At 41.1% G+C, this 15,838-nt stretch carries 14 protein-coding genes, 1 tRNA gene and 1 other annotated feature; of the genes, 12 read left to right on the top strand and 3 right to left on the bottom strand.

Annotated elements, in window-relative coordinates:
- From CK510_RS12875 to CK510_RS12890, 4 genes are all read left to right on the top strand, one after another.
- Positions 1-777, top strand: a 777-nt coding sequence (locus tag CK510_RS12875; RefSeq protein ID WP_211293185.1) for a flavin reductase family protein, incomplete at its 5' end; no start/stop codon positions are given.
- A 215-nt stretch (positions 778-992) separates the two neighbouring features.
- Positions 993-1,229, top strand: coding sequence for a hypothetical protein (locus CK510_RS12880; RefSeq protein ID WP_095722088.1), 237 nt, complete (start codon positions 993-995; stop codon positions 1,227-1,229).
- Positions 1,230-1,407: 178 nt separating this feature from the next.
- Complete coding sequence (locus tag CK510_RS12885) at positions 1,408-2,748, top strand: efflux RND transporter periplasmic adaptor subunit (RefSeq protein ID WP_095722089.1); 1,341 nt, start codon at positions 1,408-1,410, stop codon at positions 2,746-2,748.
- 15 nt (positions 2,749-2,763) lie between these two features.
- A complete protein-coding gene (locus tag CK510_RS12890; RefSeq protein ID WP_095722090.1) occupies positions 2,764-6,048 on the top strand; it encodes an efflux RND transporter permease subunit in 3,285 nt (1,094 codons plus the stop codon).
- A 3-nt stretch (positions 6,049-6,051) separates the two neighbouring features.
- Here CK510_RS12890 and CK510_RS12895 read toward each other — a convergent pair whose 3' ends face one another.
- On the bottom strand, positions 6,052-7,014 hold the full coding sequence (locus CK510_RS12895; protein ID WP_095722091.1) for a glycosyltransferase family 2 protein: 963 nt from the start codon (positions 7,012-7,014) through the stop codon (positions 6,052-6,054).
- Between the two features lie 144 nt (positions 7,015-7,158).
- Between CK510_RS12895 and rplS the strand changes: the two genes are divergently transcribed.
- From rplS to rplL, 8 genes are all read left to right on the top strand, one after another.
- Complete coding sequence (rplS, locus tag CK510_RS12900) at positions 7,159-7,521, top strand: 50S ribosomal protein L19 (RefSeq protein ID WP_095722092.1); 363 nt, start codon at positions 7,159-7,161, stop codon at positions 7,519-7,521.
- A gap of 157 nt (positions 7,522-7,678) precedes the next feature.
- Positions 7,679-7,751 (top strand) — tRNA-Trp (locus CK510_RS12905).
- A gap of 248 nt (positions 7,752-7,999) precedes the next feature.
- Entirely contained in the window at positions 8,000-8,221 is a 222-nt protein-coding gene (gene secE, locus CK510_RS12910; RefSeq protein WP_095722093.1) for a preprotein translocase subunit SecE, read from the top strand.
- Positions 8,221-8,856 carry a transcription termination/antitermination protein NusG gene (nusG, locus tag CK510_RS12915; protein WP_095722094.1) on the top strand — a complete coding sequence of 212 codons (636 nt, stop codon included), beginning with the start codon at positions 8,221-8,223 and terminating at the stop codon, positions 8,854-8,856. Before secE ends, nusG begins: the two co-directional genes overlap by 1 nt.
- A gap of 6 nt (positions 8,857-8,862) precedes the next feature.
- The gene (rplK, locus tag CK510_RS12920; RefSeq protein ID WP_095722095.1) at positions 8,863-9,288 is read left to right on the top strand and encodes a 50S ribosomal protein L11; all 426 of its coding nucleotides are present in this window, start codon (positions 8,863-8,865) and stop codon (positions 9,286-9,288) included.
- Between the two features lie 143 nt (positions 9,289-9,431).
- Complete coding sequence (gene rplA / locus CK510_RS12925; protein WP_095722096.1) at positions 9,432-10,139, top strand: 50S ribosomal protein L1; 708 nt, start codon at positions 9,432-9,434, stop codon at positions 10,137-10,139.
- 143 nt (positions 10,140-10,282) lie between these two features.
- Positions 10,283-10,473: a sequence feature (ribosomal protein L10 leader region), on the top strand.
- Between the two features lie 150 nt (positions 10,474-10,623).
- On the top strand, positions 10,624-11,184 hold the full coding sequence (rplJ, locus tag CK510_RS12930; protein ID WP_095722097.1) for a 50S ribosomal protein L10: 561 nt from the start codon (positions 10,624-10,626) through the stop codon (positions 11,182-11,184).
- A 145-nt stretch (positions 11,185-11,329) separates the two neighbouring features.
- Complete coding sequence (gene rplL, locus CK510_RS12935; RefSeq protein ID WP_095722098.1) at positions 11,330-11,713, top strand: 50S ribosomal protein L7/L12; 384 nt, start codon at positions 11,330-11,332, stop codon at positions 11,711-11,713.
- A 348-nt stretch (positions 11,714-12,061) separates the two neighbouring features.
- Here rplL and CK510_RS12940 read toward each other — a convergent pair whose 3' ends face one another.
- The gene (locus tag CK510_RS12940) at positions 12,062-13,825 is read right to left on the bottom strand and encodes a serine/threonine-protein kinase (RefSeq protein ID WP_211293186.1); all 1,764 of its coding nucleotides are present in this window, start codon (positions 13,823-13,825) and stop codon (positions 12,062-12,064) included.
- Positions 13,826-13,909: 84 nt separating this feature from the next.
- Positions 13,910-15,412: a protein kinase domain-containing protein gene (locus CK510_RS12945; protein WP_095722100.1), complete on the bottom strand. Its 1,503-nt coding sequence runs from the start codon at positions 15,410-15,412 to the stop codon at positions 13,910-13,912.
- Positions 15,413-15,838 lie beyond the last annotated feature (426 nt).

A 15,838-nucleotide genomic window follows, 5' to 3' on the forward strand; every position in this document is an offset into this window, starting at 1 on the left:
GGTTTTATCATGGGTTCACCAACATTAGGAGGACATGCACCAACACCAATTCAAACAGCTTTGGGAATTGTTCTTTCCAATGCTGCCAAAACCAAACTTGCAGGTGTATTTGGTTCCTTTGGTTGGAGTGGAGAAGCGATCGATTTATTGGAAAGCAAACTCAAAGATGGAGGTTATCGCTTCGGTTTCGATCCTATCCGCGTCAAATTTAAACCTGATGAGAAAGTTTTGCAAAAATCGGAAGAAGCTGGAACCGACTTTGCCCAAGCAATCAAACGAGTCAACAAAGTCCGTACCGCTAGTACACCCGCTAGCAGCTTGGAGCAAGCTGTAGGTAGGATTTTAGGGTCATTATCGGTTGTTACTGCCAAGCAAGGTGATGTATCAAGTGCTATGTTGGCATCGTGGATTTCACAGGCAAGTTTTAGCCCTCCTGGTTTAACGATTTCGGTCGCAAAGGATAGGGCATTGGAACCATTGATGCATTCGGGAAGTCCCTTTGCTGTAAATATTTTGGCAGAAGGAAAGGAATTGCGGAAGCACTTTATGAAATCCTACAGCCCTGCTCAGGATAGGTTTGCAGGGATTGATATTCAAGAAGCTGCTAATGGTGCGCCTGTACTTTCGGGTGCTTTAGCTTACTTGGAATGTACGGTAAAAGACAGGATGGAGGTAGGCGATCATTGGTTAGTGTATGCGACTGTTGATGATGGGAAAGTATTGAATCAAGATAGCGTAACTGCGGTGCATTATCGCAAATCGGGAAGCCATTATTAGATATTGGATACATTCGCTGTCGTTCAGTACAAGCTTTGGATTTAGGGAAAATTTGAATGTTTCCATGACTTTGTAGAGATGCGATATTTTGTATCTCTATTTTTTAGATTTAGGGGCAAACGGTTGTTTGCCCTGATTTGTATTGCATCCAAACGAGAAGTGCTATGGATAACTTGGCATTAGCATTTAAAGTTTACTGAGAGAAAAAAGCAAATATGGCTCCAGTTATTTTTCTTCTAGCACTAGTTATAATTTTGGGTGCTGTACTAATATTATTTCCCATTTTTATCGAATATTTGGCTCGAACGCGTAAATTTTCAGACTCATCGCAATCTTTATCTAATCTGGATATTAAAGGTGAAATTGCAAGTGGTTATAGATATGTTTGCTGGTTAACAGGTTCGGCAATGATTGCATCTGCAATTGTATTGTTATTTCGGATTGGATGGTGACAACGCTCCAAAATCTAAAAAACATGACTTTTTTCCTAGTTTACTTGTCATAAAATAGACCGAAAGGGGTATTCTCGGAGCCGTCAAAGGTGACATGATGGAAATGATTTTTGACTTCCAAAAATAATGAAGTTAGAAGTGCCGATCGCATTCTAGTATCCCATATTATTTTGAATTAATGTATCGATTATCACTAATTATTGTTTTTGGGATGGGATTATTGACAGCTAGTTGTGTTTCTTTGCCTAAAGAAGCTGCTGAAGCTCAATCGCAACGTCGTGCTGGTACAGAAAAAAGTGCTACGATCGCACCCGTTGATGTTGCGATCGCACGTATTCAACCATTGAGACAACAGCCAGAATACACGGGTACAACCATACCATTTCGGATTGTCTCGCTGCGATCGCAAGTCCAAGGACAGTTGTTAGCGTTAAGTGCTGATGTTGGGGATATTGTTAAACAAGGGCAAACAATCGGACAGGTTGACGAAGCATTGCTTGTGACTGCGTTGAACCAAGCGGAAGCGGAACTTGCGGCTTTAAAGTCGGAAGTTGCCAGGGCAAATACCCAGGTAAGTAATGCTCGTGCGGATGTGGAGAGATTGCGGTTGGAGCTTGTGCAGTCAGAAAACGATGCCAAAAGACAGGAAAGTTTGTTTAAACAAGGTGCGATCGCGCAACAAATTGCCGAACAATCCCGTACGCAAGCGCGAACTGCTGCCCAATCGCTGCGGGCATCTCAAGAGCAAGTACGCAATCAACAGCAAGCGGTTGCGACTGCCCAAGGTAGGGTAGTTGCCCAGCAAGCTTTGGTTAATGAATCAAAAAAACGCCGCAATTACGCTAAGTTAATTTCACCTATTGGCGGTGTAATTACTGAGAAAATTGCCGAGCCTGGGAACTTTTTACAGCCTGGGGGCGAGGTATTAAAAATTGGCGATTTTAGCCGTGTCAAAGTTGCGGTACAAGTGTCCGAACTCGAACTGAGCAACATTAAAGTCGGACAATCAGCGCAAGTACGTTTAGATGCATTTAACAATAAAACTTTTACAGGTAGAGTTGCCAGAATATCCCCGGCAGCAGACGCAACAGCGCGTTTAGTGCCTGTAGAGGTGGAAATTCCCAATGTGACTAGCAAAATTGGTAGTGGATTGTTAGCACGGGTAAATTTTGCCAGCGAAAATGCTTCTAGGGTTGCCATATCTCAAAGTGCGATCGATGTTGGACAGGTTAAGAATCAACCAACGGGACAGAACAATTCTTCCTCAAATTCACCTTCTGCGGTGCGATCGCGTTCTCAATCGGCAAATAAACCCCGTCAAGCGCAAATATTTGTCCTCAATCAAGGAGATAAACCAACGGTTGCAGTAAGGGAAGTGACTTTGGGAGCAAGTGCAGATGGCAAGGTGGAAGTTTTATCGGGATTGCAACCTGGAGAAAGATTTGTGACTCGAAGCGGTAAACCCTTAAAACCAGGTGACACTGTTCGACTTTCGATTCTTTCAGAAAAAACTCAGTAGAAAATTACCTATAATATGCAGCAAGTCAACCAGGAAGAAAACAAAAGTAACGGTAACGGTTTCAGTATTAGCGCTACTGCTATTCGTCAACATATTGGTACGCTGATGTTGACTCTGGCTGTAATTGTCATGGGGCTATTTTTTATACAAAAATTACCAGTGGATTTACTACCATCGATTACCTATCCTCGAATTGGTGTGCGGATTAATGCCCCAGGAATATCGCCAGAGGTGGGTGTTGATGAAATTACCAGACCACTCGAAGAAGCTTTTTCGGCAACTGAAGGTGTGCTTCAGGTATATTCCCAAACCCGTGAAGGTCAAGTCAATATCGACTTGTTTTTCCAACCGGGGGGAAATATTGACCAAGCTTTAAATGATGCCACAGCAGCATTTAATCGCTCCCGTAGTGCTTTACCAGATACAATCGAAGAACCTCGCTTATTTAAAGTTGACCCTTCACAACTACCAGCTTACGAATTAGCGCTGACATCCGAACAGCTTCAAGGTGTGGAACTGCGGGTTTTTGCCGAAGAGGAATTAGAACGAGAACTGAGTGTGGTTCCTGGAGTTGCTGCGGTTGATGTATCGGGAGGGATTCAAGAAGAAGTTAGAATTAATATTGATTTAGATAGATTGCAAGCTCAGGGTATTGGGTTAACAAATATACTTGATGAGTTACGCGATCGCAACCAAGATATTTCTGGTGGGAGAATTTTGGGTGAAAATTCCGAACCTTTGACACGTACTGTGGGACGTTTTCAAAATGCGGAGGAAATTAAAAATTTATCTTTTGAAGTTTCTTCTTCCTCAACTTCTTCCCAGTCTTCTCCAACTTCTGCAAACACTTCTAATTCCCCAGTTTCTACTCCTTCCCGTAGAGTCTATCTCCGGGATTTTGCCGAAGTGATTGACGGTACTGAAAACCAACGGGTATTTGTCAATCTCAACCAAAAACCTGCGGTAAAATTGAGTATCCGCAAGCAACCTGATGCAAATACCATTGATGTTGTTGATGGTGTGAAAAAGCGAATTGAACAACTGCGACAAAGTGGTTTAATTAGCGAAGGTACAGTAATTACACCGACTTTGGATGAATCAAAATTTATTAGAAATTCCATTGCTAACGTCACAAGTTCGGGATTAATTGGCACTGGATTAGCTGCGATCGCGGTATTACTATTTTTGGGTTCGTTGCGGCAAACCCTGATAATTGTCCTTGCCATACCTTTAGCGACAATGGCAGCAATTATCTTCATGGGGTTATTTGGTTTGTCGCTGAATGTGTTTAGCTTAGGTGGTTTGGCTTTGGGTGTGGGTATTGTTGTTGACAACTCGATTGTGATGTTGGAGAATATTGCCGAAGGTGCGGGAATGACTCCTGGCAAAGATAGTAAAGCAAATTTGAGTAATCACCAATTGCTTCAAACAGCACAAGCAAGTAGCCAAGAAGTTGAATCTGCCTTAATTGCCTCAACCAGCACTAACTTAGTGGCTGTATTACCATTTTTGCTCGTTGGTGGATTTATTTCCCTCTTATTCAACGAGTTAATTTTAACTATTAGTTTTGCCGTTGCTGCTTCAATTTTAATCGCAGTCACAGTTGTACCGATGATGGCATCGCGAATGTTGGCTTGGCGATTTTCGAGTCGAATTGGAAAGACATGGCTATTAAGAGCATTTAATCAACGATTTGACGCTGCCACAAGAGGATATGGTAATTTCCTCTTCAAAATATTACGATTTCGGTTATTAGTAATTACCTTAGTTTTAATTAGCTTAGGTGGTGCGAGCTTGTGGATGGCACCGCAAATTACCCAAGAAATTTTACCCCGGATTAACACCGGACAAGCAAATGCGATCGCTCAGTTTCCTCCCGGTACACCATTGGAAGATAACCGCAAAGTGATGGATGCAGTGGACAAGCTGTTGTTAGCGCAACCCGAAACAGAGTACGTCTTTTCCACATCGGGAGGAGCTTTGTTTGGTAGTAGTATTACAGCAAACCCGTTACGGAGTTCCAGCACTATCACTCTCAAACCCGGTACTAATGTGGAAGCCTACACCGAAAGAGTCACCCGCGAATTTGATACACTCAACTTAGCAGGAACCCGTTTGCGTATTTCCCCCGGACAAGTACGTGGTTTGATTCTGAACAATTCTCCCACTAGGGGAGCAGATGTAGATGTAATTTTGCAAGGAAATAATGCCGAAGCTCTCCAAAAAACAGGAAGAGAATTACTAACAGCACTCGAATCAGGTGTCACCTCAGCCAGATTTCGTCCCGACGCAGATGCCAGACAACCCGAAATTCAAATTCGTCCCGACTGGGAAAGGGTTGCCAATGTGGGATTAACTGCCCAAGAAATTGGTAATACAATCCAAACGGCAATTGAAGGAAGTACCCCAACCCAACTACAACGGGGTAATCGCTTAGTAGATGTGCGGGTTCAGTTGGATGAAAAATCAGTACAAAGCGCTTCTCAGTTGCAAAGGATACCGTTATTTACGAGTAATAATCGCCAAATTCGTTTGAGTGATGTCGCAAATATTGTCGAAGGGCAAGCACCAGGAGAAATTCAACGCATCAACCAACGGCAGGTCTTTATTATTGCCGGAAATTTAAATGAAGGTGCGAGTTTGAGTCAAGCGATTGACCAGGTTAATAGTGTTGTTAATTCTTTAAATTTACCTGAAGGCATATCAATTTTACCAAGTGCAGCCGTTGAGTCAAATCAGCAACTCCAAAGCTCATTATGGTTATTGGGAGGATTAGCAGCATTCCTCGTCTTCGTGGTCATGGCAGTACAATACAACTCCCTTGTTGACCCCTTAGTAATTATGTTCACAATTCCCTTAGCATTAGCTGGGGGTATTTTTGGACTTTATATTACCAAAACAGCGATTGGAGCAACAGTAATCGTCGGTGCGGTTTTATTAGTTGGTATTGTAGTTAACAACGCCATCATCATGATCGAACTAGCAAATCAACTCCGCGATCGCAAGAAAATCGACCGTCGTAGCGCAATTTTAGAAGCAGCTCCCCAAAGATTACGTCCAGTTTTAATGACCACCATTACCACCGTTTTGGGGATGTTTCCCCTAGCTTTAGGAATTGGTGAAGGTTCAGAATTTCTCCAACCTTTAGGTATAGTTGTATTTTCGGGATTATCCCTCGCGACTTTATTAACGCTGTTTATTATTCCCTGCTTTTACACAACACTGCATGATTTTCTTGACTTTGGCTGGGTAAAATCAACTTTAAATCGACTCGATAAATTGAGAAAACTTTTGAGCTAAAAACTAATTAATTAAGACAAACTTACGCAAATGAATATTATTGTGACGCGATCGCCTAACTAAAGCTACAAGAACTAACAGTCGCCAAGCATGAAAAGACAAAATTGATGTATCAATAATTTTCAGAATATTAGTAATATTCTTAGTTCTAATCGCCACCAAAGTCCAGTGAAGTTGTAAATAATGCCGCATATCCTGCAAAGCGGGAATATTTCCGTGGTGTTTAGCATCAACCAAAGCGTAAATTTTTTCCTTCATCAGAATATTGGTATGCAAACGCTGTTGCAGAGCAATTTTTTGATCCAAACCACCAGACCAAATCGTGCGAAAAGCCAGACATTGATTGAGAAAAATCCCATCACCAAATTGAGCAATCCGAATCCACGAATCAATATCGTCGCAACTCGTCATTGTCGTATCCCAACCACCAGCCTTTAAAAAAGCTTTGCGATCGCAAGCTACCTGAACAGGTGTACCAAAAGGTAAAATTTCCAACAACATCCCATAATGAATATCAGCCTGGGGGATGTAATAAGCCAAGCCAGGACCAAGTTGAGGGGTACGGCTGAATTCCTCCCCATTTTCACTCACTTGTGCCGCTATACAGGAGCAAATTGCCGCATCTGGATGAATTGCGATCGCATTCTCCATCTCCTCCAAACAATTTGGCGCTAAATAATCATCATCATCCAAAAACTTAATCCAATCGCCACTACTTTTTTCCACACCAGCATTCACAGTTGCCGCATGTCCCAAATTTATCGAACTCCGACAGTAAATTAGCCGAAAATCTCCACGCAGTGATAATTCGTGCTGTAAAGTTTCCACATAGCTTTGCGTGTCATCCAACGAACAATCGTCCGCAACCACTACCTCACAAGGAATGGATTGCTCCAAGGCAGAATCAATAGCCCTTCGCAATAAATTTAAGCGGTTATAAGTCGTAATGACAACACTAAACTTCATACACCTCACACTTAGAACACTTGTCCCATGTTATACAATTCTCTTTCAATCTCCAACCACCGGAAACTCATCAACATAAAATAACTGGACTAAAAAGTATTTGTCCATTTATGATTAGTGATCGTGAGTTTTCACCACAAAATCATGAACGCCCAAGAAATCATTCGCTCAATCGAAGCGGAACAAATCAAGTCTAACCTACCTGATATCTACGTCGGTGATACCGTTAAAGTCGGCGTAAAAATCAAAGAAGGCGAGAAATTCCGTATCCAGCCCTACGAAGGTGTAGTCATTTCCAAAAAAAATGGCGGCATTAATGAGACAATCACAGTTCGTCGTGTATTCCAAGGAATTGGAGTCGAAAGGGTCTTCCTTGTCCATTCGCCTCGTATCGACAACATCAAAGTCATCCGTCGCGGTAAAGTTCGCCGTGCCAAACTTTATTATCTACGCGATCGCATTGGTAAAGCAACCCGGATTAAACAACGGTTTGACCGTCCCTTGTAAGCTCTCTACACATGGGAGATGATTTATTGCGACAGAGCGAAGCCTCACTCAAAAGTTCCCTCGACAAAAAAATATTCACAAAAATGCCACATTGCGCTATAATAGACAAAGTTCAGCGCAATAACTGAATTCAAGAACTAAATTCGAGACAAATCGAGCGCTCTTAGTTCAGTTGGTAGAACGCAGGTCTCCAAAACCTGATGTCGGGGGTTCAAGTCCTCCAGGGCGCGCTCTGTCACTACAACATCTGTTGGAATAAATTAACCCGGAACATCTATATAAACTGCGAAGGCAGCAAATATGTGATATTTCGGGTAAAATTTTTATGTATAATTTTAGGTAGAACTTTCATACTTGCAGCTTTTGCTCTGATTCCAGTGGAAGCTGCAAGTGTTGATTTAAATAGCAAAGTCCTACAATCACAAAATCAAAGCATAAAAAAAGTATTGTTATCTAGTTAAACGGGGGATTGACAACCGTGGGCAAGAAGAACGAAGCAGAAATGCCAGAAAGCTCAGGTGGGTTTAGTATCGGTAACTTTATCGATGGAACCAAAGAAGAATTTGAGAAAGTAGTTTGGCCCAGTCGGCAGCAATTAATCAGCGAATCCGCCGCCGTATTGTTAATGGTCACACTTTCGGCATCGTTAATATTTTTAGTGGATAAATTCTTTACGTGGGCAGCAAAACAGGTATTCTGATGACTTCTGCAACAGATGAAGAATATAACCCAACGTTACATTCAGAGGAAATGGAGCGAGCCATAAACTCAAAAGAAGCTCGCTGGTATGCTGTACAGGTAGCATCAGGCTGTGAAAAGCGTGTAAAAACTACCTTGGAACAACGTATTCAAACCTTTGATGTAGCTGATAAGATACTTGATGTACAAATACCTCAAACAAAAGCGCTGAAAATTCGTAAGGATGGCAGTCGTCACGAAACCGACGAAAAAGTTTTTCCCGGTTACGTGTTGGTAAGGATGTTAATGGATGATGATGTGTGGCAGGTAGTGCGAAACACGGCACATGTAATCAACTTTGTCGGAGCCGAACAAAAACGCGGAGCTGGCAGAGGTAGAGGTCACGTGAAACCATTACCCTTAAGCAATTCCGAAGTCGAGCGCATCTTCAAACAGGCTACCGAGCAAGAAGCCGTAGTTAAAATAGATATGGCGGCTGGTGATAAGGTTATTGTACTTTCCGGTCCATTTAAAGACTTTGAAGGAGAAGTGATTGAAGTTAGCCCCGAACGGAGTAAACTAAAAGCCTTGCTTTCAATTTTCGGACGGGATACACCAGTCGAATTGGAATTCAATCAGGTAGAGAAACAGGGCTAAAACAAAATGGCGAAGAAAATTGTAGCGGTCATTAAGTTGGCTTTAAATGCAGGTAAAGCCAACCCAGCACCGCCAGTTGGTCCCGCACTGGGTCAACACGGTGTTAACATCATGATGTTCTGCAAGGAATATAATGCCAAAACAGCCGATCAAGCTGGAATGGTGATTCCTGTAGAGATTTCGGTATTTGAAGACCGGAGTTTTACGTTTATTCTCAAAACTCCTCCAGCTTCGATACTAATCAAAAAAGCGGCAAAAATCGAAACTGGTTCCAACGAACCCAACAAGAAACAAGTTGGTTCAATTACTAAAAGCCAGTTACAAGAGATTGCCCAAACCAAGCTACCCGATTTAAATGCCAACGATATTGATGCAGCAATGAAGATTATCGAAGGTACTGCAAAGAATATGGGTGTTGCGGTTGTAGATTAAAAAGTTATGAGTTGTGAGTTGTGAATTATGAGTTAAAACTTAAAATTCAAACTAAAAATTCCTCGCTTTTAACTCTTAACTCCTAACTGTATAAATTTATCGGGGGAGAGGCAAAGCTTCGTGATTAACCCCAGGAGAGAGAAATGACAAAGAAAGTATCGCGTCGAATGCAGGCTTTGCTTGCGAAAGTAGAAGATAAAGATTACGCCCCTTTAGATGCCCTAGCACTTCTGAAAGAAACAGCGACAGCAAAATTTTCTGAAGCTGCGGAAGCACATATTCGTCTAGGGATTGATCCAAAATATAGCGATCAACAATTGCGGACAACGGTAGCATTGCCAAAAGGTACAGGAAACATCGTGCGTGTAGCAGTAATTGCACGAGGTGAAAAAGTTACCGAAGCTTCTAATAGTGGCGCTGATATCGTTGGTTCGGAAGAACTCATTGACGAAATTGCCAAAGGACGCATGGACTTTGATAAGCTAATTGCGACCCCTGACGTAATGCCCCAGGTTGCAAAACTTGGTAAAATGCTTGGTCCCCGTGGTTTGATGCCTTCCCCCAAAGGTGGTACAGTAACCTTTGATGTTGCAAGTGCGATCGCAGAATTCAAAGCAGGTAAATTAGAATTTCGCGCCGACAAAACTGGTATTGTCCATGTTATGTTTGGTAAGGCAGAATTCTCCCCTGATGATTTACTGATAAACTTGAAGACATTGCAAGACACCATTGAGCGTAACCGTCCTTCAGGAGCAAAAGGTCGTTACTGGCGAAGTATATACATTTCTGCCACAATGGGACCAGCAATTCGAGTTGATGTCAACGCCCTTCGCGACTTAAAAATTGCTTAGGTCCAGTTAAATTTTAGATTTTAAATTTTGGAGTTTAGATTTATAACCCAGTAGAATATTTGAAATATTCAACTGGGCAACGTCAGAACTAAGTAATCCAAAATTAAGTAATCCAAAATCAAGAATCGCCCAAAATAGCTAATCCACAATCAAATAATTAGCCAGAGACAGCAGGTGTTATCAACTTAATATCCTGCCGAGGTTTACACCAAACTAATCGCTTCTTTCCCCTTTAAGGCAAGAGTGAAAGAGAATTTGTGCGGAGTAATTACGATTAAAAATCGACCTCGAACAAAAACCCTGGCTTTCATAGCTGGGGTTTAGTTTTTTGGTTCACTTTTGGTGATGTGTTTTGGAAATAGTTTTAGTTTCTGAAAAATCTAAAACCTAAAACCTAAAACCCGTCTTGAAAAGTTTTGTGGAAGGAAACCTTCCCCACAAACTTTTCGCAAAATCCAAAATCTCTTAAGGAGGTGAAATAAACATGGGTAGAACACTTACAAATAAGAAGGAAATTGTTGACGAACTCAAAAGTACTTTGAGCCAGTCAACTTTGACACTAGTAATTGATTACCAAGGATTAAGTGTTGCTGAAATTACTGATTTGCGGCGTAAATTACGTCCTAGCGGTACTGTTTGTAAAGTAACAAAAAATACCTTTATGGGTATAGCCATTCAAGACCAAGAAAAATGGCAACCCTTGTCGGAACTACTCAAAGGTTCCAATGCTTTCTTGTTGGTAAAAGAAGACTTTTCAGCAGCAATTAAGGCATATCAAGAATTCCAAAAAGCCACCAAAGACAAAACCACGCTTCGCGGTGGTGTAATGGATGGCAAACTGCTCAAAGAAGCAGATGTCAAAGTTTTGGGAGACTTGCCATCCAAGGAACAACTCATGGCACAAATCGCTGGTGCTATCAATGGTGTAGCCACCAAGATTGCTATCGGTATCAACGAAGTACCCAGTTCGCTGGGACGTGCTTTGCAAGCTGTCGCTGACAAAGATAAAGAAAGCGCTGCTGAGTCAGAAACAGTTGGTAGTTAGGATTTAGGAGTTAGGAATTAGGAATTAAAAGTTAGGAGTTAAGAGATAACAATTAACAACTAATAGCTGATGACTGATAATTAACAACAAACAACTAACAACTAAGATAATTAACAAAAATCATCAATTTACAGGAGTCCAAAGAATGTCTACTGCAACTGACACAATTTTAGAACAACTTAAAGGTTTAACCTTACTCGAAGCATCCGAACTCGTTAAGCAAATTGAAGAAGCTTTCGGCGTAAGTGCTGCTGCTGCTGCCCCCATGATGATGGCTGCAATGCCTGGTGCTGTTGCTGAAGTAGTGGAAGAACAAACCGAATTTGATGCAATTCTTGATTCCGTACCAGCTGAGAAAAAGATTGCTATCCTCAAGATTGTCCGCGAATTGACTGGTTTAGGTTTGAAAGAAGCGAAAGATTTAGTAGAAGCTGCACCTAAAGCAGTATTTGAAGCTGTTACTAAAGACAAAGCTGAAGATGCTAAGAAGCGCATCGAAGAAGCTGGTGGTAAAGCTACCGTTAAGTAATCTTTTCTTCATTTTTATTACTCCCAGGTTAATTAAAAGCCTGGGATTTGCAAGAAAACCTGCATCAGCAGGTTTTTTTTTAATTGCGAAATGCTCGACATGACAACATATCCCCTTAGAGCATGTTTGAAAAGTTTTAGGATGTATAAATTGTCATTCTGAGTGGAGCTTTGCGGAACGTACGCGCTACGCGTTGCCGCAGGCTAGAATCTAGAGTTTAGCCTACGTACTGAGATGCTGAGTCCCAAGGGGACACGCTACGCGAACGTTCCTCAGCATGACATAGAAGGAGACTTTTCAAACACCCTCTTAGAGAAGTCGGGAATATAGGGAATATAAATCTCAATATTAACCTTGAGGTCTTTGTGCATCGCTGATTAACCATTGGTTACTAGCAGCATCCCATACTAAAGTAAAACGCACGGAAGCAGGTGAATTTTTACCATTTTTCAGTACGTAATTTAATTTTGCGTCTACTACTGCCGTATTTGTGTTTTTTTCAACTAATCTCACTTGGTTAATTTCAATTTGCTGTACTCTTCCTCCCCACCAATCTGTATAAGAAGCATATCCTTGTGGATGTAGTCTCTTATTTGCTTGAAGAGTAGGTGATAACTTGTTCCAAGCACTCGGTAAATTGCCGTTATTGATTGTTGTGTAGTAATTTTCTACAAATTCTTTGACTGATGGTTTATTTTCTTGCGAGGGGGTTGTGGGGGAAGGAATTTGTGTTGGGATGGGAATATCTGGAGTTGGAACTTCTGTTGGTTGAGTTTCTGTTGGTTCCTGAGTCTGATTTGCTTCTGGGGAAGGTGAGAAAGTTGGTGTTTCGATTGCTTGAGGTGGTACAGCTTCCTGTGGTTCGATAGTGGTGCGACGACGACGTGTTGGTTCTGTTTGACGAATTTGTATTGGTGGTTCGGATTCTTCTTGTGTTTCCCTTGGTGTGGGGGAACTTGATATTGTATTTTGTGAAGTTAGTTCTTTGTCTGCTAATTGTTGAGGTGGACGGTTGAATGCATTCGCGATAATTACTGCACTACCGATTAAACTAGCACCGATTAATAAACCAAATATGATACCTCGTCCATTACTTGAGTTAGATATTTGGGGTGAATTTGCGATGCCCTTGGCAACCATCGGAGATGGTATCGCAACTGGTGTTGTTTTTCCTGGGTTATAAGCTTGTTGGTAATTTTGTTGATTTGGAGAACTGATGGGAACTGTATTTTGTTGTGTCAGATTTGCTGGATTAGTTACAACGGTAGGTATGGATGTAGCTGAACCTGCTTGTAATGCTGCTAACATTTCCCTCGCGTTAGAGAAACGCTGTTGAGGTGCAAATTGGATAGTTTTTTCTAACAACATTGCCAAACTAGGTGTCACATTCGGTGCATATTGTCGCCATAAAATCGCACCTGTTGCGGGGTCATTTGGTATCTCTTGTGGCAATTTACCTGTCAGTAAATAAATTGCTGTCATCCCCAAACTATAGATATCACTAGCAAACATCGGTCTTCCAACTGACTGCTCGCTGGGCATAAATCCTGGTGTGCCAATTACAATTGACCTTGTGGAATTCCCGGATGGGGTGAAGACTGTACTGATGGTTTCTTTGACTGCACCAAAGTCAATTAGTACTGGTTTATTGTCTATGTCGCGAATGATAATGTTATCCGGTTTGATATCGCGGTGAACGATGCCTTTACGATGAACGTAATCGAGTACGGGTAAAATATTAGTTAGTATATTAATGACGGCATTTTCGCTCATTGCACCTTGCGTTTGAATCTTGGTGTTGAGGGTTTGCCCTTGAATATATTCTTGTACTAAATAGAATTGTCCGTTTTCTGACTGGACGTTTTCTGTAAAATAGGCATATAAGCGGGGAATTTGGTTGTTTTCATCACCTAATTCCTCTAGAATTGCTGCTTCTCTTTGAAACCTCTCTTGCACAAGTTGGTAAACTTGAGGGTTGTTGTTGATAGGTTTTAGCTGTTTAATAACGCAGCGTCTTCGAGATGGCATTTGGGTATCTTCTGCGAGGAAGGTATCTCCAAATCCACCGCTTCCTAATGTCTGTATTATGCGATAGCGGTTATTGAGCAGCATTTGTATTAACTAGCCAGTCAGAACAAGGGTATTTCCCATACATTTTACTTTGTCGGCTAACTTTTGGTTTTGATGGGTGAATATTTACCTAAAATATAAAAGGTTAAATCGGGTTTGATATTCTTTGATATACATGGCATTACGCATTTCTAAATCTGATAGAAGCTTTAATTTATCGAATTCTTTTGACGAGTATTCAGGATTGTACCAAGGTTGTTTATTGAAGTAGCTTTGCAAACCCGGAGTGTCAAAACGACGACCACGACGTGCAAAAATAGAGTTTCGCATAATATCTAAATCGAAAGCGCTTTTACCTTCTAAATCTGCCTCGCTTACTTCCCTTTGCGATGTCCAAGAGTAATCAATGTCTTGTGCGATCGCAGATGGATTGGGAAGATTTGTATTATTTTTTTGGTTCTGTGTTGAGTTTGTGCTGTCGGTTGAGGGAGATGGATTATTTGGCTGTAGGGTTTGATTACTCGCAATTGAAGGTGATGGTATGGTAGTAATCTGTTCTGAAACTGGGTTTTTTGATACAACACTTGCTGTTGGTGATGGTTGTGATTGTCCCAATTTTGTAGAAGCAATACCAGCAATTACTAATCCTCCCGCGATTCCAGCACCGATTAAACCACCTGTGAGAAGATTGTTGCGATTATCTGAAATTTTGGTAGCTGGAGTCAAATACTCGGTTGCTGCTATATTTGATTTGCCTGGGGGATTATTTACAGAATAATCATGGTTTGGGTATTCTGTCGGTAAAATTGTATTAGTTGCACCAACTAGGATATTAAGCATTTCTCTGGCACTGGTAAACCTCTCTCGCGGATGATATGCGATCGCGCGATCGATTAGCGATATAAATTGAGGATTAATATTGGTTACATGTTCTTGCCAAATAATCTCTCCTGTTTGGGGATTTGTTTCCAGTTCTTGCGGTTGTTTACCAGTTAATAAATATATCGCTGTCATTCCTAAGCTATATAAATCGCTAGAATATATTGGTCTACCTGCTGCTTGTTCGCTAGGCATATAACCTGGTGTACCAATGACAATCGAACTTGTTGGTGAACCTTGGGAATTGATGACTGTACCCATTAATTCGCGTACCGCACCAAAATCAATGAGTACGGGCTTATTGTCCCGATTTCGCATGATGATATTATCAGGTTTGATATCGCGATGAATAATTTTGCGATCGTGGATGTATTCTAAAATTGGTAATAAATCTGCGAGTAATTGTTGAACTACAATCTCGCTTAAATATCCCTGTTGTCTGACTTTTGCAGTTAATGTACTCCCTTCAATATATTCTTGGACTAAATAAAATTGTCCATCTTGCTGAAAATATGCATATAAGGCTGGAATTTGGTTATTACTTCCCCCAAGTTCTTCTAAAATCGCTGCTTCGCGCTGAAATCGCTCTTGTACAAGTTGGTAAATTTGCGGATTAGTCGTGATTGGTTTGAGTAATTTTATTACACAGCGTCGATGTGATGGCATTTGCGTATCTTCTGCTAAGAAGGTTTCACCAAATCCACCACTACCTAGACTTTGGATTACACGATAGCGATTATTGAGCAACATTAGAATATATGAATATGATTTATTTTATACACTTATAATGTATTGTAAATTCTATTTATATGCAAAACAATTAATATTTTTTAATTAGTATGGGTTAACAAGAAACCAAATATTTATGTACTTTCATTTATATGTAGCAATTCTGTATAAATTTGTAAAAAGCACGAGAATTAGATTCTCTAATAAGTAAGAGTAAGCCACAAAATGAATGATCCTGTGTTGTCATGCTGACGCAGGAAGCATCTAAAAGGATATGAACTTTTGTCATGCTGTAGACGCAAAGCGGCTTCCCGCAGGGTCGAAGGCAGGGCTGATTCATCCCCTAAAACACTTTAAAAATCAAGGGTTCTAGCAATTTAACACTGGTTATTTTGTTACCAGCGTGTCGAGAAAACGAACAAAATTACGGCTACGTGAGTGCTTAAA

The sequence above is a fragment of the Brunnivagina elsteri CCALA 953 genome (assembly GCF_002289455.1).
GTDB classification, from domain to species: domain Bacteria; phylum Cyanobacteriota; class Cyanobacteriia; order Cyanobacteriales; family Nostocaceae; genus Brunnivagina; species Brunnivagina elsteri.